This window comes from Alkalicoccus daliensis (assembly GCF_900103955.1).
Lineage (GTDB): Bacteria > Bacillota > Bacilli > Bacillales > Salisediminibacteriaceae > Alkalicoccus > Alkalicoccus daliensis.
In genome coordinates this window covers 231,314-254,473 of record NZ_FNIL01000004.1, presented here as the reverse complement: position 1 = coordinate 254,473, position 23,160 = coordinate 231,314, and the positions used below count along the sequence as shown (strand labels likewise).

Below are 23,160 nucleotides of genomic sequence, written 5' to 3'. Positions count from 1 at the left end.
TATGTTCTTAACAGAGAAAAAGTTAGAGCAGAGAATTGAGGAGCTTAGTGATTATCGTTATGTTGTGAAAGAAACGATAGACTCGTTTTTCTATTATGAAGAAACAGACGATACAAGACCTGATATGCAGGACTATCAGTCTTGGAATACCCTGCCTGTTCCTGCCTTCTGGCAGGGCTGGGATAAATATATCTGGATGGCTGCTTCAGTGAAAATCCCGCTTCCTGAAGAAGGCAGGAGGCCGGTGTGTTTGTTTAACTTCGGAAAAACAGGAGGCGGGAATAACTCTGGTTTTGAGTCTTTGTTATACGTAAACGGTTCCCCTTATCAGGGGGTGGACTCCAACCATACAGAGGTCTTTTTCAAAGAGAAGCATACAGGTAGCAGTTTGGATCTGACATTTCGCTTATGGTCGGGGCTGGACGGCATGCTTGGGAAGTATGAAGAACAAGAGCATAAAATTGAAGCTGGTGTGGTGGCGCTTCTGGATGAAGAAACAGATGACCTTTACTTTAATTCGCGTGCCCTCCTCGAAACGATCGAACTCCTGGAAGTAAACGACCCCGTCAGAGTATCGCTGCTCTCACTGTTAAATAAATCATTTAATGAATTAGACTGGCGTCACCCAGGTTCAGAGCAGTTTTATCACTCTGTAAAATCGGCAAATTTTTATTTACATCAACATCTTGAGAAAATGAATAATGATCATCCGGTAACGATTACAAATCTGGGCCATACTCATATCGATGTGGCGTGGCTGTGGCGGTTAAAACATACAAGAGAAAAATGCGGCAGATCTTTTACGACCGTGCTCAGACTCATGGAAATGTACCCGGAATACATTTTCCTCCAGACGCAGCCGCAGCTCTATGAATATGTGAAAGATGACTATCCGGAAATTTATGAAGAAATTAAACACCGGGTGAAGGAAGGACGATGGGAAACCGGCGGAAGTATGTGGCTGGAGTCTGATGCGAACCTGCCAACCGGTGAATCACTCATTAGACAGTTGTTAATGGGACAGTCATTTTTCAACAGCGAATTTGGAGACTCGGGCTTAAAATACTTATGGCTTCCAGACGTTTTCGGCTATTCATGGGCGCTGCCGCAGATTTTAAAGAAATCCGGAATAGAAACGTTTATGACAACGAAAATCAGCTGGAATCAGTACAATAGAATGCCGCACGATACGTTTATGTGGAGAGGAATCGATGGGAGTGAGATATTAACGCACTTCGTTACGACTCCCGATCCAAGCAGCAGATACACGTATAACGGGATGATTGATGCAAAATCGATCAAAGGTATATGGGATGAATATAAGGATAAACAAGTCAACCAGGAGCTGCTCCTTGCTTACGGATATGGTGATGGCGGTGGTGGAGTAACTCGGGATATGTTGGAAATGAGGCGTCGTTTTGATAAGGTCCCTGGGATGCCTAACATGACAACTGGACGCGCGGATGATTATTTTACACGGTTAAAGGAAACGGTGGAAAATACGGATGAATATGTGCATACGTGGGATGGAGAGCTCTACCTTGAATACCACCGGGGCACGTATACGAGTCAGGCTTATAATAAAAAAATGAACAGAAAGCTCGAGTTATTATTTCGTGATGCAGAAATCATTGACGTAATGGCTTCTCTTCATCAGTCAGACTTGAATTATACGAAACATGATGCCCTCCAGGAAGGATGGAAAATTATTCTGCGGAACCAGTTTCACGATATCATCCCAGGCTCCTCTATTCGAGAGGTTTATGAAGACAGTAAAATAGAATATGCCGAAGCAAAAGAATTAGGAGCGGGAGTTCTCAAAGAAGGATTGAAGGTGCTGACAAACGGAAGCGGTACGTACACCGTATTCAATTCGTCTTCCTGGAAGCAGTCAAACCTTGTGCACGTGCGTGCTCATCATGATAAAGAGGGTAATTGGAAAGATGCGGATGGAAACATGCTTCAGGCACAGAAAGATGATCAGGGATGGCGGGTTCTTGTAGAGGATATTCCTGCCCTGGGGTTTGCAGCTGTTTCTTTTAAAGAAGAAAAGGGATCTCAGGTGCAAAGTGAAGTTGAAACAGGGGAGGGCTGTGTAACTACCCCGTATTATGAAGTTACTTGGAATGAGCAGGGTCATTTAACACAAATCCTGGATCGGAAGCATAAACGCCAAGTGCTTGCTGGCGGCTGCGGGAATGTCTTTCAAATATTCGAAGATAAGCCTCTCAATTTTGATGCCTGGGACATTGATATTTTTTACCAGGAAAAATACCGGACTGTAACTGCTTTAAAAGAAGTGGAAGTAATTGCGGAGGGGCCGCTGCGTACAGTAATACGGTTTACTTGGAAATATGAGGATTCAACGATTGAGCAGGATATGATTTTATATAATCACAGCAGAAGAATCGATTTCCAGACAAAAGTGAACTGGCAGGAAAATAACCAGCTTTTAAAAGTAGGCTTTCCGGTAAACGTGCGTTCCACCGAAGCTACGTACGATATTCAATTTGGAAATGTGAAGCGGCCTACTCACTGGAATACGAGCTGGGACATGGCCAGGTTTGAAACGGTAGGTCATCAGTGGGCGGACTTATCAGAGCGAAACTATGGTGTCAGCCTGTTGAATGACTGCAAATATGGCTATGATATTAAAAATAATGTGATGCGACTTTCGCTGATAAAGTCTGCAACCCAGCCTGATGCGAAACAGGATATAGGAAAGCACACTTTTACTTACTCACTGCTGCCGCATAGCGGCGATTGGTATGAAGGAGAAACGGTTAAAGAAGCGTGGTTCTTAAATAATCCGTTAATTAGTAAAGAGGGGAATGTCACCAGGGAGCAATCTCTGTTTACTGTAAATCAAGATAACATCATGATTGATGCTGTGAAAAAGTCGGAACATGGCAGTCAGGCTGTCTTAAGATTTCATGAGTACTCAGGTCAAAGTACCGAGGTTACGCTGGAAAGCTCCCTTAATATTCGCCGGTGGCAAGAATGCGATTTGATGGAGAGGCCAATTGGAGAAGCTGTAAATGAGGACATAATTACAGCTTCGGTCACTCCTTATGAAATTAAAACTTATTTAGTAACATTTGCGAAATAAAATTACGGAAGCCCCAAAAGTGCTGCTTTTGGGGCTTTTGTCCAAGAGGCAGGTATAAAGCTTAACCACATCTCTTATAAAACGTGACGGATGTTGAAGTTATAAAAACATTTTATATAAGAAAAGGAGGCACAGGAATGTACATTGGAGCGATTGAAGCAGGAGGCACAAAAACTGTATGTGCCGTAGGTAAAGAAAATGGAGAAGTTATTGATTCTGTCACTGTGCCCACTTCTTCCCCAAAAGAAACGCTGGCAGACATAGGTAGCTTTTTCAACCGTTATGAAATTCGCGCTATGGGAGTAGGAATGTTCGGTCCTATTAACCTTGAAAAAGATAGTGGGAATTATGGCAGAGTCCTCAATACGCCGAAGCTCGCTTGGCGGGATTTTAATGTATATGACTATTTAAAAAAGAAGTATGGGGTTCCTGTATTTCTGGATACTGATGTTAATGCTGCTGCTTTAGGAGAATTTCATTGGGGGGCGGCAAAAGAAGCGGAAAGTTGTTTATATATGACAGTAGGGACAGGGATCGGGGGAGGATTTGTGAAGGAAGGGAAGCCTTATAAAGGGAAATATCATGCTGAAATGGGACATATGTATATCACTAAACATCCGGATGACTCATTTAGAGGAAGCTGTCCCTATCACGCTGCATGCCTTGAAGGACTTGCCTCCGGAACGGCAATTAAAGAAAGATATCAGGAATCTGCACAAATGCTGTCTGAAAATGAAAAGGTGTGGGAACTGGAATCCTACTACCTCGCCCAGGCGGTAGTGAATCAAATTCTTATATTATCACCTGAAAAAGTAATTCTGGGAGGGGGTGTCTTGAAACAAAGCCAGTTATACCCACTAGTTCGAATGAAGATTGTGGAACTATTGAATGGCTATGTACATACAGACGATATAGAACAATGGGTTGTTGCACCCCTTCTTAACGACCAGCAGGGGATCAAAGGAGCAATGGCTTTAGTGGTCCTAAATTAACAATACAAATAATATTATACCTATTGAGTAAAAGATCAAATATCTAAGGATAACGATAATAAATATTGAAAGAATTAGAGTTGAAGATAACCACATATTCGGAAATCTTGCATCTTCCATAAATATTTCAGGAGACATAAGATATCCGGCTGAATTAGAATGTACACTCAACAAAGAAGTAATGGGCTTTTTAAGTATTTTTGTGGAAGAAACAAATATACTAAACGAAAGTGAAGATGTTCGGTACAATAATCAAGAAAAGTGAAAAATCTTTCTAAAAATCTTTTGTAAAGTGTGGAAGTTTTACAAATCAGCAGTTACCTATTCTTTCGGACAGTAGATAGGTGACAAAAAGGTAGCACACATTCTGCAAAAGTAATTATATAGGAGAATTAAAAGCAGGGGCATTGTCCCCTGCTACCTATTATTTATCTAACGAGTCCTTCATAAAACACGATCTTTACCAATCTGTGTAAATAGGAATCAACATAGATGGAGTTTGACTCAACCCACGCATTATTTTTATATTAAATGATGTATTAGATAAAAAGTTCTTAGAGGGCTTAATCCTTTATGTTGTATCCGCCAAACATTTTGGGGGAAGCTAAGTCTGACCCGTATTCATCTTTGAAGTGAACTCCCACAGTGTGTGCATCTGGGTAAGCATTTAACACAATAGTTTCTACTGTTTCTCCTACTTGCTCTGCGAATCTTTCTTTTTCATGATCGGGTGAGTAATACCAATCATCGCTAACTATCACGTAAGCTAAATCTCCATTATCTCCAATAATTTCAACATCTAGAATTATTCCTTCTGTAACTTCAATTAATTCATTGATAGAGTCATTAAGGATTTCAGCAGCCTTTTCAGCTACGGTTTCTTCATCAGGATAAGCAAACGAAACATTTTCTATTATTCCGTTATATCCATCCAGATTGTTTTCGTGCGCTTGAGATCCAGACATGTTTTCTCCTGCTTCACCATACCGATCTAGAATATGTTCTGGCTGTGGTTCGTCTTCTAAATTGAAACGAAACTGAACTAACGTAGAAAGATATCCAACATTAAAGTTGTCGGTAGAAAATCGTTCTTCAATTACGCCTTTTTCAATAGGAATAAAAGAACTTTCCACATTAAATGCATTATCTAGAATCGCTACTTCAAAAATACCACCATCTGGAACATTGGAAGTGATGATAACTACTATTTCGTCTTCATCAACTTCAACTTTTGTTTCTCCTTCAAATTCTAATACTTTATTCTCTTTTTCCAGCGCAGCAGTTTCTTCCTGCAGGCTCCAGTATTCATCTGCATCATTTGAGAGTGAGGTTGCTTCTATTGTTCCTGTGTCTAATTCATTCATAGTAGAAGGGGAAAACGAATAAGTAAGAATATGCTCTGCTTCATTCATTATAATGAATTTTGTTTCAAGAATATCTTCTAATTGCTGATAGGATGAAATGATTTCAACAAGATTTTCTTCTAACTTTTCTTTTGTACGTTCGTATTGGAATAAGTAACTCATATCTACTTCGATAGTAACCGTATCATTTTCTTCATAGTTGATTATGTCATCTTCTAATACAGCAACAGTTGCTTCTTTCTGATTTAAAGGTTTTTGCTTCTCGTTATTCTCAGCATCATTATTAATTTCTTCAGCTGTAACTTCCTCTTCATCACTAGAAATCTCTTCCTCATCATCCGAGATAATACCGCCTAAGATCAAAATTGCAACCAACGTAATAAACCACCAACGCTTATAAAACGGTTTTTTAGTTTTAGTTTCCACCTAAACTCTCCTCTATAACATTTTTTTCCTATTCTACCATATCGGAACAAACAATGGATAAAATATAGGTACGGGCTTGGTATGTTTACATAATATTGCACGTATAGATGTATTTCTGGAACATCTTCCACCTTAGTATTTCTCTCTTAATAAAACCTGATAGGACTCCATAGAATAAAATTGCTATTACCATTTCAGCAAAAGTGTATGTCTTTTTACTTTTCTACAATTACGTATTTAAATTGCCGTAAATGAAACTAATTTCCTGAAGTCTCTTGCTTTTTCTATACCTATTTCTTATCCAATTAACGCTCATCACTCTCCACGAAGCAGATATTAACTTTGAAATAATACTATTACAATGAAAAAATAACTTGAAAAATGAGACCAAAGCGCATAAAAGCTATTTTTTATAGAAATAATAATAAAGCGCCTAACTGCTCATCTGGAACAGTCGGGCGCTTTATCATAGTTACTTATACACTGGGAGCCAGTCCCCGTGTGCTTCCATCAAATCGTCGCATAAGGAAATGATGTCATCCATCGACAGCTCTGCGCTCGTATGCGGATCGAGCATTGCTGCCTGGTACACGTGTTCTTTCTTAAGTGTTACGGCAGCTTCAATTGTCAGCAGCTGCGTATTAATATTCGTACGGTTCAAGGCAGCGAGCTGTTCCGGAATGTCGCCGATATAGCCTGGGATAATACCGTTTCTGTCTGCCACGCAGGGAACTTCCACACAGGCTTTTGTGGGGAGATTGGAAATCAGCCCGCCTTCATTGGAGACGTTTCCTCCAAACTTAAACGGCACATTTGTCTCCATTGCTTCGATGATGCGCGAGCCGTACTCTAATGATCTTTCATGCGTCAGCTGCGTATCATGCACCATTTCTTCCCGCATTTTTCCCCACTCATTGATCTGGTTTACACAGCGGCGCGGATACTCATCCAAAGGAATATTCAGCCGATCAATCAACTCGGGATAATTTCTCTTAATAAAATAGGGATGATATTCTGCGTTGTGCTCTGAAGACTCCGTCACATAAAACCCGAACTTATCCATCAATTCAAAACGGACCATATCGTCATGCTTTTCTGTCTGCTTCTCTTTTGCCCTCTGTTTAATTTCGGGGTAAAGATCTTCTCCGTCTTTCTTTACTTCCAACAGCCAGGCCATATGGTTAATCCCTGCAATTTTTTCACCGATTTCCGAGTGGTCCATATCAAGCGCTTTAAACAAATGCTCTGTGCAAATCTGTACGCTGTGGCAGAGACCGACTGTTTTAATATTGGAGTGGCGCTGCATATAACCGGTGAGTGCGGCCATCGGATTTGTGTAATTTAGCAGCCACGCCTCCGGACACACTTTCTCCATGTCGTCTGCAATTCCCTGCATGACAGGAATCGTTCGCAGCGTGCGGAATAACCCGCCGATCCCAATCGTATCCCCGATTGTCTGGCGGAGACCGTACTTTTTAGGAATTTCAAAATCAATCACCGTACTCGGTTCGTAGCCGCCGACTTGAATTGCGTTAATCACATACTTTGCATCCTTCAATGCTGTTTTGCGATCCAGTGAGGCTGTAATGTGAATGGAAGAATTATATTTTTGGGCTAAATTCGTTAGCATTCTTTCAGAATCGCGCAGCCGTTCCTCATCTATGTCATGAAGTGCAAATTCAAAATCATCAAGTGCAGAAACAAACATGCAGTCTCCCAGCACATTTTTCGCAAACACTGTACTTCCCGCACCGATAAAAGTTATTTTCTTCATTCTTTCATCTCCTTTAGGTAAATTATTGTTTTCTAGTGAATATTGCTAATTCGGATGTACCTCTATATATTAAGAGTATACAGTTAAGAAAGCACTTACAATGGTAAGATAATTGGATAGGAGGGTAAAATATTGTCTTTGAATCAGAAAGAAGACTTACCTTATGAAAAAATAGGATTCCGCTCCGAGGAAAATCTGGAAACAGCGGTGGATCTCCTCTCCATCGGGATGGAGAAAACAAATTCTGCAGCATACAGCTGGAATGGCATGAAACGGGAAAAAAACCGCAACGTTGTCTTTCAATATACGCTTTCCGGGGAAGGAGCAATTGATGCAGGGGGAAAGACGCACCGTCTGGAGCAGGGAAAGGCATTTCTTTTGGAAATACCGGGAGAACACATCTATTATCTGCCGGAAACGAGTAAAGAATGGGAATTCTTTTATATTACCTTACAGGGGGATGTGGCCGTGGACTGCTGGTCAAATATTACCCGCAGGTATGGGCATGTAGTACAAGTCGACAGTGAGGCAGCGCTGATAGACAAATTTTTTGAAATTTATCAGCAGGCAATTGATCAGGATCTGTTTGATGCCTATTTTTCCTCTTCTCAGGCATATGCATTTTTAATGGAAATGTACCGGCACTTCAAGCAAAGCCAGACTCCGGAATATTTCCCTGCAAATATCACGGACGCGATCAGCTTTATGAACAAAAATTATGCACTGCCTATTTCTATGGAAGAAGTGGCAGAAGCAGCAGGGATGTCCAAATATTATTTTATTAAAAGATTCAAAGAAGCCACTGACATGACCCCCGGGTACTATATCAGGAAAAAGCGGATAGAAAAATCACTGGAGCTGCTCGTAAGGACAGAGCTTACGATGAAGGACATTGCCGAAAGCGTTGGCTATGCAAACGACAATTATTTCAGCAAAGTATTTCGAAAAACAGTCGGCATGGCACCGGGAGAATTCCGCAAAAATAAAGACCGGCTGCCGTTTGACAGAATCGTTATCAGGTAGGCTTAAAGGGATACTCAAAAAATCTGATATATAACTCTGTAGGAATTACTTTATTTCTAAAATGAAGTAAGACAGTGAAAAAATACTTTAAAGAGTTGCTGGGGACGGCGTGATTTTATGTTCTTTACAACTTCCCACAGAAAAAGAAGTCCTGCACTAAGCGGGACTTCTATTTTTTTGAGAAAAACGCTTAAAGAGCTACTTCTCTTATTGCATGGCTTTGAAGAGCGGAGGTGTGAGTGGGAAGCTTCTTCTATTTCTTAACCTTTAAATTTCAGCTAGGAATTTTGCGATATAAAAATATGAATTCATTTGCATATACGATAAATTGATAAGCGCACTGCAACATAAAATATTTTCAGTGAAATTATGGACGATACTCGGCCGAGACAACGTGTTAAACAGAGGTCGCTTCATGAAAATTAAAATATTCACATCAACATCTTTTCCTTACATATGTCACTACTATATCAGGGAAATGAAATAGTAAGATCATAGTATAAAGTATATTCGGGAGGTTATATTATGACAGTGATTCATGTGGAAAATATAGTGAAACGTTATGGGAATCATATTGCGCTCGATCATGTGGATTTTGCAATAAATGAAGGGGAAATCCTTGGGTTACTAGGACCGAACGGAGCTGGAAAGACAACACTTATTCATGCGTTGACAGGCATTATCAGATTTGATTCCGGCAGGATTCATGTATTCGAAAAAAATTTAGTACAGCATCTTGTGGACATTAAAAGCCAGATCGGACTGGTTACACAAGAGATCACGATCTTTCATGATTTAACAGCAAAAGAGAATCTTCAGTTTTTTGGCCGAATCTATGGCCTGAGAGGTGCAACATTAAAAGAGCGGGTGGAGGCAACGCTTGCATTGGTAGGCCTGGCAGGTCACGCCTCCAAGCTGCCATCAAAGTTTTCAGGGGGAATGCAGCGGCGGCTGAACATTGCCTGCGCTCTCGTCCATCAGCCAAGGCTGCTTATTATGGATGAGCCGACAGTGGGGATAGATGCCCAGTCACGTAATTATATTCTCGATACAATCAGGAAGCTGAATAAACAGGGGACGACGATTTTATATACGACTCATTATATTGAAGAGGTCCAGAGTCTTGCTAAAAGAGTAGTGATCATGGATGAAGGTCATATTATTGCGGATGGCACAGTAGAGGAGCTGGTAAGTAAAATTCACCATGAGGAAAAAATCAAGTTGGAAATAGAAGACCCGTCGGAGACAATGTTGAAAAAACTGCGCAGGATCGAAGGCATAAAACAGGTTGGTTTGATTGGCAAAGAAGTTCACATCATTTCTCAAGCCGGGGCAGGAAACTTAGATCGTGTCCTAGCAATTGCAAGAGAATTCGGGAAAATATACAGCGTAGAAGCAGAAAAACCTTCTTTGGAAGATGTATTTTTGACACTCACGGGTAAGCGCCTTCGTGATGCAGAGGAGGAATAGTAATGGTCATTTCATCCGGTTATTATATGTTTCGCAGAATGATGCGCAGTTATATTAGTATGTCGATTTTATTATTACTCCCGATTGGGCTTATCACCGTACTTAATTTAATCGCAGACAATACTGTAAATGATGCTGTCGGCCTTCCGGTCAAAGACGAGGTCGCCATTACGATGATGTTTGGGTTTCTCATGTTTGGCGGATTTATTACGATGGAGTTTATAAGAGATGATTTGATGTCCTCTATGCGGTGGCGCATGTATTCGCTGCCTTTTCAGGCACATAAACATGCATATTCCGTGTTAATTTCCAGTACGATATTTAACGTGCTGCAAAGTTCAATCATCGTGATTTACACGACGTTTGTTACCGGAGTTTACTGGGGGAATCCGGGTATAGTTCTTTTAACGATCGTTACAGTTACCGTGGTTGTTCAATTCGCCTACATTAACTTTGTTTTGGCAGTGAATCATTATAAGTCTGCGGAAAGACTTGGAATGGCGTTTGGACTGGGCAACATCATGCTTGCTCAAGTATGGTTTCCAATGCCGGATGGCGCATTTTTCCAGTTTGTATCTGCTTACTGCATCCCTTTATCTCTTGGTCAAAACATGCTGTTTGCTTCTATTACTGGAAATAATACTGGAATGGCTGTGATAAGCTTTTTCATTCTTGCAGGTACAGCCATTGTATTAGCGCTATCAGCCGCGTTTTTGGGAAGGCGGAAATTTTTATGACAGTATTTATGTTTGTATTCAAACGTTTTTTCAGAAAAAAAGCAAATAGTCTTTCTTTATTATTTTTCCCTCTGGCAGCGCTCTTTTTGCCGACAGGAGAATGGCCACCTATGCCCTTAGGTTTTCAGTATTACAGCATCATCATATTATTTCTTGCATCCAGGCTTGCAGGTATTATTATGGAGGACCGTGCAAACAGAACGCTATTGCGTCTAAGCGTAGCGCCGATCAGCCATTTGCAATATTTATGGCAGAATATGCTTGCGTATTCGGTTATCCTGACTGGTTTGAACCTCGTATTCGTTATAGCAGGTGCCGTATTTCATGGAAGCAGTATGCCCTCTCCAGTCCAGTTATTTATCATTTATACAGTGTTTTCTATGACATCATTAGGTTTTTCATTAGCTTGGTATTCGCTGTTCCGCAATACGGAAGCTGCGTATAACATATTAGGAGGAGTAATTATTCTTATGGCAATGCTTGGCGGCGTAATGTGGCCGGTAGAAAATATGCCGGATGCTCTCCAGCGGCCCGTGATGCTTCTGCCTACTTATTGGGTAGCAGAAGCGACAACCCTGGTTTCTTTTCGTGAACCGGCCGTAGATCTGATCATTCCGATGATTGTCCTGCTGCTTTTCTGTTTTGCTTTTCTCTTGTTGGGAAGTAGAAGAAAGCTGTCTTAACAGGATGTAATCTGGTAAATTAGTGTGATAGAGGAACCTGATGAGGAAGTGGTAACGATTGATAATAATTGGAAAAATATTACCGCGGGCTCGGCTGTTAATATTTGGCGGACAGCAATATTAATCATTCTCAGCGTGCTCTGGCTGCAAGGAGAAGGGAATGAAGGCATTCTTCTGCTCTTATTTCTGACGGTCATGACGTTAATCCGCTGGCGCTTTGAACTTTCCTCTTGGTCCATACTCATTGAGCAAACAATTTTACTCGTGTCAGTGCTGATTTTTCCTTCTGCAGCTTACGGACTTGCTTTACATGTTTTTGAAAGTATGCAAAAGAAGCAGCCGTGGTTAACTCTGCCAGCGTTTTTATTTGCAGCTGTTTATCACGATACTTCTTTCATAATGTTCGGAGGCTTTATTCTTGCAGCTATGATAGGCGGCACGCTCAGCGGGTGGCTGCAGGATACAAAGCTTTATCAAAGAGAGGCGGATGAACAAAGAAGAATTCGCTATGAACTTGAGCATGTAAGAGAAGAGCTTCTTCTGGCGAATGCGCAGGGATCACGGATAGCTGAACTTGCAGAGCGGGATAGAATTGCCCGCCGCCTGCATGATGATGTAGGTCATGAAATTACAGCATCTGTCCTTGCGCTGCATGCATTTGAAGAGCTCTGGAAGGAAAATGATCCTGAAGCTAAAGAAGTGTTTGAACAGCTGCAAGAAAGGGTTATTAGCAGTGCAGACTACTTGAGGGAAACTGTACACAATTTAAAGCCTGCAGAAGAGTTTGGGGTAGATGGGATGTATAACATTATCAATCATTTCACTTTGTGTCCGGTGTACTTCCATGTATTTGGAGATTCCTCACGTGTCCCTGCACATTTATGGACCATTCTTTATCCTGTATTAAAAGAAGCATTAACGAATATTGTACGGCATGCGAAACCTTCACAGGTAGACATCAAACTAGACATTAGCCGATATATTGCAAGGTTATCCATTTATAACGATGATGAGAGAGAAGCAAAAGGCAGTGGGAGCGCGGGGATAGGGTTAAGAAACCTCCGCTACCGGGCGAAATCGGTGGGAGGCAGTATTGTCACTGACAATTCAGAAGGTTTCCGGTTAATATGTGTGCTGCCGATAGAAAATAAGGAAGAGGGGGAACACAATGAAAATCTTGATCGTGGATGACGACCGTTTAATATGTAAAAGTTTACGTGTGCTTCTTCAGCGGGAAAGTGATATGGAAGTAACGGGGACAGCTTTAAATGGTGCTGAAGCGATAAACGCTTGCCGGAAGGAATTGCCGGACATCGTATTAATGGATATTCAAATGCCGATAATGAATGGCATTCAGGCGACACGGGAAATGAAATTAGAATGGCCGGGATTACATGTAATGATGCTGACAACTTTTAAAGATGATAAAAATATTCGACTCGCTATTCAGGCCGGTGCGGCCGGATATTTAATTAAATCGACTGATGTTTCCAACATGGCCCAAAAACTGAGAGCTTTAGTCACTGGTTCAACAGTACTGGATGCTGAAGTGCTTAAAGAATTAACCTCTCCCTCAAGAGGGAAAGAACTTAAGCTGCTGACCCCTCGTGAAACAGATATCTGCACTCTTGTAGCAGAAGGGTTTTCCAACCGGGAAATAGCCGAGCACCTCTTCATAAGCGAAGGAACAGTCAGAAATACGCTTTCTGTCATTCTTGATAAGCTGCACCTTCGTGACCGAACGCAATTAGCTATTTATTATTTAAAAAGGTAAAAAGGGAATGACAGCGCGAATTGAAGAGGGGTTGGAAGCCTTGAATAAATATAGAGCATACATAAAAGTGACAGAAGATGGTGAGAGTAAACATTATGTGTTTTTTGGAGAACAACTTGGTAATTATAGAGTAAGGGAGTATCTGGCTTAACGCTGTACGAATGATCTTCACGAAACAGAATCAGATGTGACATCCAATATTAAAACAAGGAGTGATCTGCCAATGGAATTTCGCTATTTAGGAAAAACGGGGCTGCAGGTAAGTGAGCTGTGTCTGGGAACGATGACATTAGGCCGGGAAACGAGTGAGAAAGACAGCTTCCGTATCCTGGACCGCTACGTGGAAGAAGGCGGGAACTTTATTGATACTGCGGACGTTTACTCCCGCGGGGTGTCAGAAGAGATCGTTGGGAAGTGGCTGAAGCAGCAGAACCGCGATGATTATGTAGTGGCGACAAAAGTTCGTTTTCCGATGGGAGAGGGACCGAACGATGTCGGATTGAGCAGAAAGCATATTATCTCCGGAGTGAAGGAAAGCCTGCGCCGTCTTGGGACCGATTACATTGATCTTTACCAGGTGCATGCGTGGGATCCCCGGACACCGCTCGAAGAAACGTTAAGTACATTGAATGATCTGGTGCGGGACGGGCTTGTCCGCTACACAGGAGCAAGTAACTTCAAGGGCTGGCAGCTGCAGAAAGCGATCGAAGTAAGCAGGCAGAAAGGGTGGGAACAGTTCGTCTGCCTGCAGCCGCAGTATAATCTGCTCTGCCGCGCGACGGAGTATGAATTGATTGATGTCTGTGAAAATGAGGGGCTGGGCGTGATCCCGTGGAGTCCGCTTCGCGGAGGATGGTTAAGCGGGAAGTTTAGCCGCGACATGGCGAAGCCGCCGGAAGATTCCCGGATTTCTGTTGCCGAAGAAAAAGGCTACAGCGAAACGTGGGATAAATACAATAATGATTTTACCTGGAATCTGCTGGATACGCTGCAGAGTGTGGCAGACGATGCGGAAAAGACTCCTGCTCAGACAGCCATTAACTGGCTGTTAAACAGCCGCGGGGTGACGGCACCTATTATCGGTGCACGTACGATAGAGCAGCTCGAAGCAAACCTGGGAGCTGCCGGCTGGTCTTTAACACATGAGCAGCTGGAACGACTGAACAAAGCGAGTGAATTGTTTGTAAGCTATCCGTATGATACGGATGCAATCAATCAGCGCAATAAGGGGAGGTAGCAGCACAGTCCGGAGGATGGGACAGAACTATCATTTCGACTTGTAAAACCGAATAATAAAATTTCTGCAACTAATAAACCGGACTGTCATGAAACCCTGCAGAGGGTTTCATGACAGTCCGGTTTTTTCATGTGATAAAAAACTTTTGTTCCAGATTCATTTTTTATTTTACAGCTAAACCTTCATTTTTAACGTACTCCTTCAGAAAGAAAATGTTCTTCGAACGCAAAGTGAAAAATAGTACACAGTACAAGAGATAACCTGATTTACTTTTAAAATTATCTGTTTTGAAAGTTTCCCGGCGGCAGTGTTTATATAGACAAAGTCGACAGAAATATAAGCTTTTCTGAGAATCGTTAGTTGTTGATTTTCGTTTTATCCGCAAAACCATCTAAGAACTTGCTTGCTTCACTGTTGAATTTCCACATTACGCCAAACCGATCGATGATCATTCCAAAACTTGCTGACCAGGGAACAGAAGATAAAGGCATAATTACCTTGCCGCCCTCCGCCAGCTTTTCAAAAATCTGTTGATTTTTTTCTGGCTCTGCATCGATAATGCTGATTAAAACGTTCGTGCCTTTCGTAACTTCCCCTGTTACCGCTTGCATGGAAGCCGGTACGTCCGAGATCATTAAAACCATTCCTTCCATGAACTCAATCCGGGACTCCATGATCATCTGCTGCTCCGCTTCCATCAAAGGGAAATCAGGATTTTGAACAAATGCATTAAATTTCACCTTCGCTACACTGTCTGCCTGTAAAGCCTGCGCATAAAAAGCTAGTGCTTCTTCTGCTTTCCCGCCAAATTGTAAATAAGTAATTGCTTTCATCATTTATTACCTCCTTCGTTTATAACCGAAGTATAATAGCACATAGGTGACATATGTATGTCGTATATGGAGGGTGAAATGAAAAAAATTGAACGGCTTATCTCAATTGTGATGATTTTGTTGCAGAAGGAAGTAGTTTCCGCCTCAGCATTCAGCCGGATGTTTCATGTTACTAAAAGAACAATCCAGCGTGATATGGAAACGTTAAGTTATGCAAATGTTCCCATCTATGCAAAGTACGGTGCTGCAGGGGGGTACGCGCTGATGGAAGAATACAAATTTGATAAGAGGCTGCTGAACCATAAGGATATTGAAAATATTATTATCGCATTAGGTGGTTTTGAACAACTGATCGCTGATTATGAGATTCAGGAGACCATTCAAAAAATAAAAGGAATGACGATTGCAGATATTTCTCCCAGGCTTAATTTAACTTTTTACGACTGGATCGGCAGAAGTCAAATAAATGAAGATATTTTATTTATTAATCAAGCAATAGAAAATCATTGGCTGTTGAAATTCGAGTATGTGGACCAACAAGGAAACTACACTTATAGAGAGGCAGAGCCATATCAGTTGCACTTTAGTGAAATGCATTGGTATTTTTGGGGCTACAGCCTGGAACGCAGCGATTATCGAACGTTTAAATTGACAAGGATGTTAAATCTCCAAAAAAACGGTTACTTCCTTCCGAGACAGAAAACAGAAATTAAAATAAAGCCTTACACAACACCTGACAATTTGGTGAGTGTAAAACTGTTGATGGATATAGCTGTGAGAGATCAGTTTATAGAGAGATATGGAAAAAATAAAATCACTCAAGTAACGGAAAAGAGCTATCAAACTGAAATTGATTTACCTGAAAATCAATTTGCTTATCAGTTTTTGGCCGGATTTGGCAGCAAAGTTAAGATTTTAAAACCGAAAAGCTATATTGAGAAATATGTAGACTTTTTAGATGGAGTACGGGAGCTTTACAGCTAGGAGTTCGTTGGAGGCAGCAGTCTTAAAGGTGGGTGCTGCCGGGGTCTCTCGCAGAAGGCAGGCTGAAAAGTTCAAATACAGCAAGTGAGTTATTTGTCAGTTATCCTTACAATACCAATGCGATGAACCAGCGGAACAAAGGCAGGGAGTAAGCGGAAAGGGACAGTGTTTCTGTTCCTTTTTTTCATTCTTTTAGCAGTATACAAAGCAATGCTTTAGTTCCTTGCCCCATGATTGAAGGATACTTTCCAAAAAAATTATATGTTAAGCTGTCCGTTCCTTTATTTTTTCAGGGACGGCGGAAAGGATATTTGAAAGTGTAAGTGTCCGCTTCTGCTTGCGATAGTGGCAGTAGCAGACAAGATGCTTCTCCGTTACTTTCCATACCGTTACCCAGCGTTGGGTCAACTCTCCTTCTCCGGAAAGATAAATCACCTGTACTTTCTCTCCTTTTTCCACCGCTCTATCCAATATACCTTTCATCTTCCTCAGCCTCCTTTCTCTCTATTATACACGAACATTTGTTCTTTTTACAAATAAAACAGAACATTTGTTTGTGTTTTTATAAGAAAAAGAAGACCAGCTTTACCAGTCTTCCTCAGACTTATTTAAGCTGAAAATATCTCCACAGGGATAATACAAAATATACAAAAAATATAACCACATAGGTAGGGAGCGGACCTTCATATCTGAATACAGCGTTGATCGTCTCCATGTTTTCTTCTATTGGCGGAATACTTGTGCGGTAGGAAAATAAGTACATATAAACAGCTGTAAATAATCCGGACAGCAGAAAAGAAACGACAGCCATGTACTTTACAAATTTCACCTTGAAAAACAGTCCTGCAAAGTCATCTTTCCAGGCTAATAAAGCAGCCATACTGACAATAAACACGATGCCGCCAATGAAAAAATTCAGTACAAAGGCCGTCCAGATAATTAAAAAGACAGTAAGGCTGAACCACAAAAATATCATAAGATGAATACTCCTGAACAAACTCCCACTTACATAAGGAAATTAATTTAAATTCTCTTCTTTCATTTCTTTTTTTACTTTTCGCTCATGTTTTATTTTCATAATCATCATGCCAATAAGAATGCAAAATAATAAGTAATGAAAGCCTTCTGAAAATCTGCTCGGCTGATCAGTAATATCTGCGCCGTACATTCTATACTGGCTAAATAACCCTTGCGCAGAACCGGCATAAAATAAAAACAAAATGATAAAAGTTTCCCAAAAATTCCTCACTAATATCACTCCTGATTTCTGAGCTGCACTTTGGGTTATTTTAACATATTTTGTATGTATCATCAGAAGGTTTAGGATAAGATTTTATTTAACGTTTTCTTCTGCCGCCGTGATAGGCTTACGGTAATGAATGAAGAAGGCGGTGAGGGTGATGAAACAGTGGATTCCACTCTTTGCGATTGCATTGTTGATTGGAGGAGCAATGTTTGTTTTTCAGGAGCCTTCGGAGGATCCGCGGATTGCAGAGCTGGAAGCAGAAGTAGAGAGACTCTCCGAAGAGCAGGAGACGCTGGAAGCGGAATTGGCGTCTTATCCGGAGACGTATGAATTAGCACAGGCAGTGCACGCCGCGGAGCAGTTTGTACAGGCGGAATCCTTTGAAGAAGCTTCGGGTTTTCTCTCCGCGCGCGCCACTATTCTCCGGCGGGAGGGACGTCCAACCGGCGTGATTCAGTTTGAGGATATGCATATGTATGAATGGCTGCCGCCGGAGGAACTGCACCAGCGCTTTGCCGACTTCCAGCGCTCTCACCACGGGCTGATTCTCCGCTATGCAGCCGATGTACCGGATGTTTCCAGTCACGCGCCGTTTTTTATGGATTACGTGATGATCGAGGAGGAAAACGAGTGGCGGATCTCCCGGATTGCCTTTAACGCTGCGAACTAAACGATCACTGCGATAAGAAGTGCGCAAAACTGCAAAATATAAATTTGTACATCCTCTCCCATTAACAGGGAGGGGATTTTTTGTTGTGCTTGCAATGAAATCTGCCAATAGATAAATATTCGTCGGTAGCTCCAGAAGAGAATATATAATTTATAAAACAACAAATATTTATTGAAAAACGATAAATATACTGTTATGATCTTAATGAAAATAAAAAGGTGAGGTGTGTTTTATGAAACAAGGGTCCACAATCTTCTTGAAAATCGCTTTGTTTTTAATAGGTGCTCCGGTGCTTGCTTTATGTATTTTTCTACTTCCTCAGATAGCGGCGGAAGCAGCAGCGCAGGCAGAGGAGGGCGCAGCACTGGCGTATGCAGTGTTTGGCATTCTTACAGCGATGTACGGCTCCGCGATCCCGTTTTATTTCGCTTTGTACCAGGCGTTTAAGCTTTTGAATTATATCGACAGAAATGAGGCTTTCTCGCAAATCTCTGTTACAGCGCTGAAAAAAATTAAATACTGTGCTTTCCTGATCTGCGGCTTGTATTTGGCAGCAATGCCCTTTATTTATATCATCGCAGAGTGGGATGATGCCCCGGGTCTTATCCTGCTGGGAATGGTGATTCCTGGTGCTTCGTTAGTGATCGCAGTCTTTGCGGCCGTCCTGCAGAGGCTGCTGCGGGAAGCGATTAATATCAAATCTGAAAATGATTTAACGGTCTGAGGTGATGAAATGGCGATAATAATTAACATCGATGTGATGCTTGCGAAAAGAAAAATGAGTGTAACAGAGCTCACGGAGAAAGTGGGAATCACGATGGCGAACCTGTCTATTTTAAAAAATGGAAAGGCAAAAGCGATCCGTTTCTCTACTTTGGAGGCAATTTGTGAGGCGCTCGACTGCCAGCCGGGGGACATTTTAGAATACAAAAAAGAAGAAGAATAATGGCCGGAGTGGGTGTGTTCCCGGCTGCTTGGATAAATAAAGCAAGCTATCAAGAAAAAATTTGGAGGCGCAGATGATGGGATCTCTCTTACAGCTCATTCGTTTTGGCTGGGAACTGGCACTCTCCTGCATCTTTCCGGTCGCAATTTTTGCTTCGCTGGCGATTACGCAAATCATTCCGCTGCCTTTACTGGCACGGTACGACTGGCTGTTCCTTTTCTTTATTCTTGTCCAGTGGTGGATGGTTCGTTCCGGGCTTGAAACGAAGGATGAGCTGAAGGTGATCACCTTGTTTCACGTAATCGGGCTGGCGCTTGAAATCTTCAAAGTACATATGGGCTCCTGGTCCTACCCGGAAGAAGGTTTTTTTAAGGTGGCAGGAGTGCCTTTGTACAGCGGATTCATGTACGCAAGTGTGGCGAGCTATCTGTGCCAGGCGTGGAGAAGGATACGCGTGGAGCTGGTGAAATGGCCGCCGTTTGGAAAAGTGGTACCGCTCGCAGCTGCCATCTATCTCAATTTCTTCACACACCATTACTGGGTGGACATTCGCTGGTGGCTGTCCGGACTTGTGATTATTGTATTCTGGCAGGCAAAGGTTGCTTACGAAGTGGGTGGGATTCGTTATCATATGCCCCTCGCACTTTCTTTTGTGCTCATCGGATTTTTCATCTGGATTGCAGAAAATATTGCGACATACTTTGGCGCCTGGCAATATCCCAACCAAACGGAAGCATGGAGTCTCGTCCATTTAGGAAAGGTGAGTTCGTGGCTGCTGCTGGTAATTGTCAGCTTTCTTATCGTAGCGACGTTAAAGCAGGTGAAAGGAAAACGTCCTATAGCGATAAATATGACCCGCTCTTATCGTCAGGAGCCGAAGATTTACCAGAAGTAAAAATAGAAAATTCTGTAACAGCAGAACGCACCTCGATGCAGCAATTGCTGTGTACCGCCATTCTAAGAGGAAAGGCAATCAAAAAATATCAATCGTTCGGGAGGTCCGACAATGGCTATGAAAATTCCGTTTTTCCAACATAAACAGCTGAAAGAATCTTTCGCCGATCCAGAAGAGAACATTCCTGCCCATATAGCGATCATTATGGATGGAAACGGGCGCTGGGCCGGGGAACGGGGAATGCCGAGAGCAGCCGGTCATAAAGAAGGATTGTCTGCGCTTGTGAAAATTGTGAAAGCAGCAGCCGAATGCAAGGTGAAAGTGCTGACGCTTTATGCATTTTCCACAGAAAACTGGAAACGTCCAACTGCTGAAATTGAATTTATATTAAAACTGCCCCAAACATTTTTAAATATTTATCTGCCGGACCTTATCAGGAATAATGTACGTGTTACGGCAATCGGCGATGTAGAAAGTCTGCCTGCTTATACACAGAAGGCGCTGCAGCAAGCGATAGACCGTACGAAGCACAATGACGGGCTGCAGCTGACGATCGCACTCAATTATGGGAGCAGAGGGGAGATCCTGCATGCGGTAAAAGAAATACTTGCCGATCTGGACGCAGCGAATATGTCGCTCGAGGAGCTGAATGAACAGTCGTTTTCAAAGTATCTGTACACAGCGGGGACCACCGCCCCTGATCTTCTTATCCGCACCGGCGGGGAAAAGCGGCTGAGCAATTTTCTGCTCTGGCAGCTGGCCTATACGGAATTCTGGTTTACCGATGTGCTCTGGCCGGATTTTTCTGAGAAAGAATTTATGGAGGCAGTGGGAGAATACCAGCAGCGTAAGAGAAGATATGGCGGCATCTAAGCGGAGAAGACACACATTGCTGTTCCTGCAGCTCCTTTGAGTGCAGGCCGCTGGAAACAGATGCAGCACATTATCTCAAAGGGAGTGCGTATGTTCCAGATAAGTGGATCTTCAGCTTAAGAAAGTGCGGCATTATTCTTTAGAAAAAGGAGAGGCGAGCGGTACAAAAATAAGTTTTCGGAACATGGCCAGCCAAACTGAAACTTCCTGGATATGGGAAACGTACACAACATAAGTAAAAACATTCCAATGCAGGAGGCGGTTTTTTGATGGCAATTATTGCGATTACTTTGTTAGCTTTATTTCTCTGGATAACATTCCGCTCGGAGCTGAAAGAACAGACAATGCTGAGCCGGGGCGTTGCAAGAAATAACGGCTGGAAAAAGCGGACGAAATCAACTATCACGTGCCAGACATGCAGAAATGAAATTGAAACTGCAGAGGAAAGTGCATACTGCGAACATTGCCGGCAGTATATATAAAATGACCCGCAGAGAGAAAAGAGGGGCGGTAGACCTGCGCTTTTTTTCAATTGAACAAAAATATTTTAATTCTTTTTTTATCCGTTTCCGATCTGCGAGACTCCAAATAAGATTGCACCGACAATGAGGGCTGTATCACACAGTGTTAAAGCTGCGCGGCGCGGTTCTTTTCCATGGTTCAGTTCAAAGTACATACGGATCGCACCGTCCGCGAGAATCAATCCTGCAACCCCTCTTAATGCGGCCGGCAGCAGGGAGAGGTCAAGAATCGTATACAGTGTGAAGCCTGCAATCAGCAGGTAACAGACGCTCAGCACAATACGGATTTTATGATGAAGCGGGGTGACTGCTTCTTCGAAAAAGCCGGTGTCCGCCTCCTGGATTCCCATAAGCTGTTTCACGATATTTCTCAGCAGCAGCCATGCCCCGACAATCAGTCCGATCAAAAATAGTAACCACATGAGAAGAAACCCTCCTTTACAGAGCTTTTCCCGCAGATCATAGAAGAGAAAACCTTTATTGCAGAGGAAGGCGAAAGAAGAGATCCTGAAATTCAGCAATAAAAGAGAAACGATAAGAAGAAATAGGGATATAATAAGAGGTAGTCAGTAAAACGTACAGAAGAAAGGGTGAACGCAATTGAATGATCAGCCGCAGAAAGAGCTTGCAATTAAAGCAGCCGGACTTGTAAAGAAATTTGGAGAAGAGAGAGCAGTAGATGGAGTTGATTTAGCAGTGCAGCGGGGGACGGTTTATGGCTTTCTCGGTCCAAACGGTGCGGGGAAAACGACGACAATCCGTATGCTTGCGACGCTTTTATCGCCGGACGGCGGCAGTGCAACTGTACTTGGATACGATTTAGCCACGGAGGCAGATAAGGTGCGAAGCCACGTAAGCTTAACGGGACAGTTTGCTTCCGTCGATGAAGATTTAACCGGACTTGAAAATTTAATTTTGATTGGGCGCCTGATGGGCTACACGAGAAAAGAAGCGAGAGACCGCGGGACGGAGCTGCTTCACGCATTTGGACTGGAGGATGCGGCCAGGAGACAGGTGAAGAAATATTCCGGCGGGATGCGGCGGCGTATTGATATTGCAGCGAGTATCGTGGTGACACCGGATTTATTATTTCTTGATGAGCCGACGACGGGGCTTGATCCGAGAAGCCGCAACCAGGTATGGAGCATTGTCCGTACACTTGTAAGTACTGGTACCACGGTGCTGCTTACCACACAGTACCTGGAGGAAGCAGATCAGCTGGCCGACCGGATCGCCGTGATTGACCGGGGCAGAATTATTGCAGAAGGTACGAGCGGGGAGTTAAAAGCATCTCTTGGCACCGGCTCTCTGCAGGTCCGCCTGCTTCATCCGGAGGACAGACCCCGTGCCGAGCAGCTGCTGGCAGAAAAACTAAACACGTCTATCATTTTGGAAACAGATCCTTCTGCGCTTTCCGCGCAGGTATCTGATACGACCCAGGCTTCGACGGCACTCAGCGCGTTAACGAAAGCGAACATTGAAGTAACCGACTTTTCCCTTGGACAGCCGAGCCTCGATGAGGTATTTCTGCAGCTGACAGGAAAGCCGGCAGAAGAAGAGGAGGCAGTAAAATGACCGTTTCTCCTGAAAATCAAAAACTGCG

24 protein-coding genes are annotated in these 23,160 nt (G+C 42.7%); 17 read left to right on the top strand and 7 right to left on the bottom strand.

The window, feature by feature from the left end; genetic code table 11:
- Window position 1: 1 nt before the first annotated feature.
- Together BLP92_RS09210 and BLP92_RS09205 are read left to right on the top strand one after the other, a co-directional pair.
- The gene (locus tag BLP92_RS09210) at window positions 2-3,109 is read left to right on the top strand and encodes an alpha-mannosidase (protein WP_090842654.1); all 3,108 of its coding nucleotides are present in this window, start codon (window positions 2-4) and stop codon (window positions 3,107-3,109) included.
- Window positions 3,110-3,246: 137 nt separating this feature from the next.
- Window positions 3,247-4,101, top strand: coding sequence for an ROK family protein (locus BLP92_RS09205; RefSeq protein WP_090842653.1), 855 nt, complete (start codon window positions 3,247-3,249; stop codon window positions 4,099-4,101).
- Window positions 4,102-4,664: 563 nt separating this feature from the next.
- On the opposite strand, the gene BLP92_RS09200 is transcribed toward BLP92_RS09205, so the two are convergent.
- Both BLP92_RS09200 and melA read right to left on the bottom strand, forming a co-directional pair.
- Window positions 4,665-5,891: a hypothetical protein gene (locus BLP92_RS09200; protein ID WP_090842652.1), complete on the bottom strand. Its 1,227-nt coding sequence runs from the start codon at window positions 5,889-5,891 to the stop codon at window positions 4,665-4,667.
- Window positions 5,892-6,363: 472 nt separating this feature from the next.
- Entirely contained in the window at window positions 6,364-7,665 is a 1,302-nt protein-coding gene (melA, locus tag BLP92_RS09195; protein WP_090842651.1) for an alpha-glucosidase/alpha-galactosidase, read from the bottom strand.
- A 132-nt stretch (window positions 7,666-7,797) separates the two neighbouring features.
- On the opposite strand from melA, the gene BLP92_RS09190 reads away from it, so the two are divergent.
- The 7 genes from BLP92_RS09190 (at window position 7,798) to BLP92_RS09160 (ending at window position 14,589) form a co-directional block, all read left to right on the top strand.
- Complete coding sequence (locus BLP92_RS09190; protein WP_090842650.1) at window positions 7,798-8,688, top strand: AraC family transcriptional regulator; 891 nt, start codon at window positions 7,798-7,800, stop codon at window positions 8,686-8,688.
- Window positions 8,689-9,213: 525 nt separating this feature from the next.
- Window positions 9,214-10,158, top strand: a complete 945-nt coding sequence (locus BLP92_RS09185) for an ABC transporter ATP-binding protein (RefSeq protein ID WP_090842649.1) — start codon at window positions 9,214-9,216, stop codon at window positions 10,156-10,158.
- 2 nt (window positions 10,159-10,160) lie between these two features.
- Entirely contained in the window at window positions 10,161-10,895 is a 735-nt protein-coding gene (locus BLP92_RS09180; protein ID WP_090842648.1) for an ABC transporter, read from the top strand.
- The gene (locus tag BLP92_RS09175) at window positions 10,892-11,578 is read left to right on the top strand and encodes an ABC transporter permease (protein ID WP_090842647.1); all 687 of its coding nucleotides are present in this window, start codon (window positions 10,892-10,894) and stop codon (window positions 11,576-11,578) included. The genes BLP92_RS09180 and BLP92_RS09175 overlap by 4 nt, the downstream gene beginning before the upstream one ends.
- 24 nt (window positions 11,579-11,602) lie before the next feature.
- The gene (locus tag BLP92_RS09170; protein ID WP_244516749.1) at window positions 11,603-12,769 is read left to right on the top strand and encodes a sensor histidine kinase; all 1,167 of its coding nucleotides are present in this window, start codon (window positions 11,603-11,605) and stop codon (window positions 12,767-12,769) included.
- On the top strand, window positions 12,747-13,352 hold the full coding sequence (locus BLP92_RS09165) for a response regulator transcription factor (protein ID WP_090842646.1): 606 nt from the start codon (window positions 12,747-12,749) through the stop codon (window positions 13,350-13,352). Before BLP92_RS09170 ends, BLP92_RS09165 begins: the two co-directional genes overlap by 23 nt.
- Before the next feature lie 223 nt (window positions 13,353-13,575).
- Window positions 13,576-14,589 (top strand): aldo/keto reductase, encoded by a 1,014-nt coding sequence (locus BLP92_RS09160; RefSeq protein ID WP_090842645.1) that lies wholly within the window; start codon window positions 13,576-13,578, stop codon window positions 14,587-14,589.
- Window positions 14,590-14,945: 356 nt separating this feature from the next.
- Here the strand turns inward: BLP92_RS09160 and BLP92_RS09155 are convergent, their stop codons facing one another.
- A complete protein-coding gene (locus BLP92_RS09155; protein WP_425284443.1) occupies window positions 14,946-15,425 on the bottom strand; it encodes a VOC family protein in 480 nt (159 codons plus the stop codon).
- 75 nt (window positions 15,426-15,500) lie between these two features.
- On the opposite strand from BLP92_RS09155, the gene BLP92_RS09150 reads away from it, so the two are divergent.
- Complete coding sequence (locus BLP92_RS09150; RefSeq protein ID WP_090842730.1) at window positions 15,501-16,406, top strand: helix-turn-helix transcriptional regulator; 906 nt, start codon at window positions 15,501-15,503, stop codon at window positions 16,404-16,406.
- 264 nt (window positions 16,407-16,670) lie between these two features.
- On the opposite strand, the gene BLP92_RS09145 is transcribed toward BLP92_RS09150, so the two are convergent.
- The 3 genes from BLP92_RS09145 to BLP92_RS09135 form a co-directional block, all read right to left on the bottom strand.
- Window positions 16,671-16,889 (bottom strand): WYL domain-containing protein, encoded by a 219-nt coding sequence (locus BLP92_RS09145; RefSeq protein ID WP_090842644.1) that lies wholly within the window; start codon window positions 16,887-16,889, stop codon window positions 16,671-16,673.
- Window positions 16,890-17,010: 121 nt separating this feature from the next.
- Entirely contained in the window at window positions 17,011-17,382 is a 372-nt protein-coding gene (locus tag BLP92_RS09140) for a hypothetical protein (protein WP_090842643.1), read from the bottom strand.
- 42 nt (window positions 17,383-17,424) lie between these two features.
- Window positions 17,425-17,655: a hypothetical protein gene (locus BLP92_RS09135; RefSeq protein WP_090842642.1), complete on the bottom strand. Its 231-nt coding sequence runs from the start codon at window positions 17,653-17,655 to the stop codon at window positions 17,425-17,427.
- Between the two features lie 151 nt (window positions 17,656-17,806).
- On the opposite strand from BLP92_RS09135, the gene BLP92_RS09130 reads away from it, so the two are divergent.
- From BLP92_RS09130 to BLP92_RS09105, 6 genes are all read left to right on the top strand, one after another.
- Window positions 17,807-18,322 carry a hypothetical protein gene (locus tag BLP92_RS09130; RefSeq protein WP_090842641.1) on the top strand — a complete coding sequence of 172 codons (516 nt, stop codon included), beginning with the start codon at window positions 17,807-17,809 and terminating at the stop codon, window positions 18,320-18,322.
- Window positions 18,323-18,554: 232 nt separating this feature from the next.
- Window positions 18,555-19,046 (top strand): DUF2975 domain-containing protein, encoded by a 492-nt coding sequence (locus BLP92_RS09125; protein WP_090842640.1) that lies wholly within the window; start codon window positions 18,555-18,557, stop codon window positions 19,044-19,046.
- A 9-nt stretch (window positions 19,047-19,055) separates the two neighbouring features.
- Window positions 19,056-19,268, top strand: a complete 213-nt coding sequence (locus tag BLP92_RS09120) for a helix-turn-helix domain-containing protein (protein ID WP_090842639.1) — start codon at window positions 19,056-19,058, stop codon at window positions 19,266-19,268.
- 76 nt (window positions 19,269-19,344) lie between these two features.
- Complete coding sequence (locus tag BLP92_RS09115; RefSeq protein WP_090842638.1) at window positions 19,345-20,163, top strand: DUF817 domain-containing protein; 819 nt, start codon at window positions 19,345-19,347, stop codon at window positions 20,161-20,163.
- Window positions 20,164-20,274: 111 nt separating this feature from the next.
- Entirely contained in the window at window positions 20,275-21,036 is a 762-nt protein-coding gene (locus tag BLP92_RS09110) for an isoprenyl transferase (protein WP_090842637.1), read from the top strand.
- Between the two features lie 266 nt (window positions 21,037-21,302).
- Window positions 21,303-21,518, top strand: a complete 216-nt coding sequence (locus BLP92_RS09105) for a hypothetical protein (RefSeq protein WP_139148940.1) — start codon at window positions 21,303-21,305, stop codon at window positions 21,516-21,518.
- A gap of 77 nt (window positions 21,519-21,595) precedes the next feature.
- Here the strand turns inward: BLP92_RS09105 and BLP92_RS09100 are convergent, their stop codons facing one another.
- A complete protein-coding gene (locus BLP92_RS09100; RefSeq protein ID WP_090842635.1) occupies window positions 21,596-21,979 on the bottom strand; it encodes a hypothetical protein in 384 nt (127 codons plus the stop codon).
- A 178-nt stretch (window positions 21,980-22,157) separates the two neighbouring features.
- On the opposite strand from BLP92_RS09100, the gene BLP92_RS09095 reads away from it, so the two are divergent.
- Entirely contained in the window at window positions 22,158-23,132 is a 975-nt protein-coding gene (locus BLP92_RS09095; protein WP_090842634.1) for an ATP-binding cassette domain-containing protein, read from the top strand.
- Window positions 23,133-23,160: the final 28 nt, after the last annotated feature.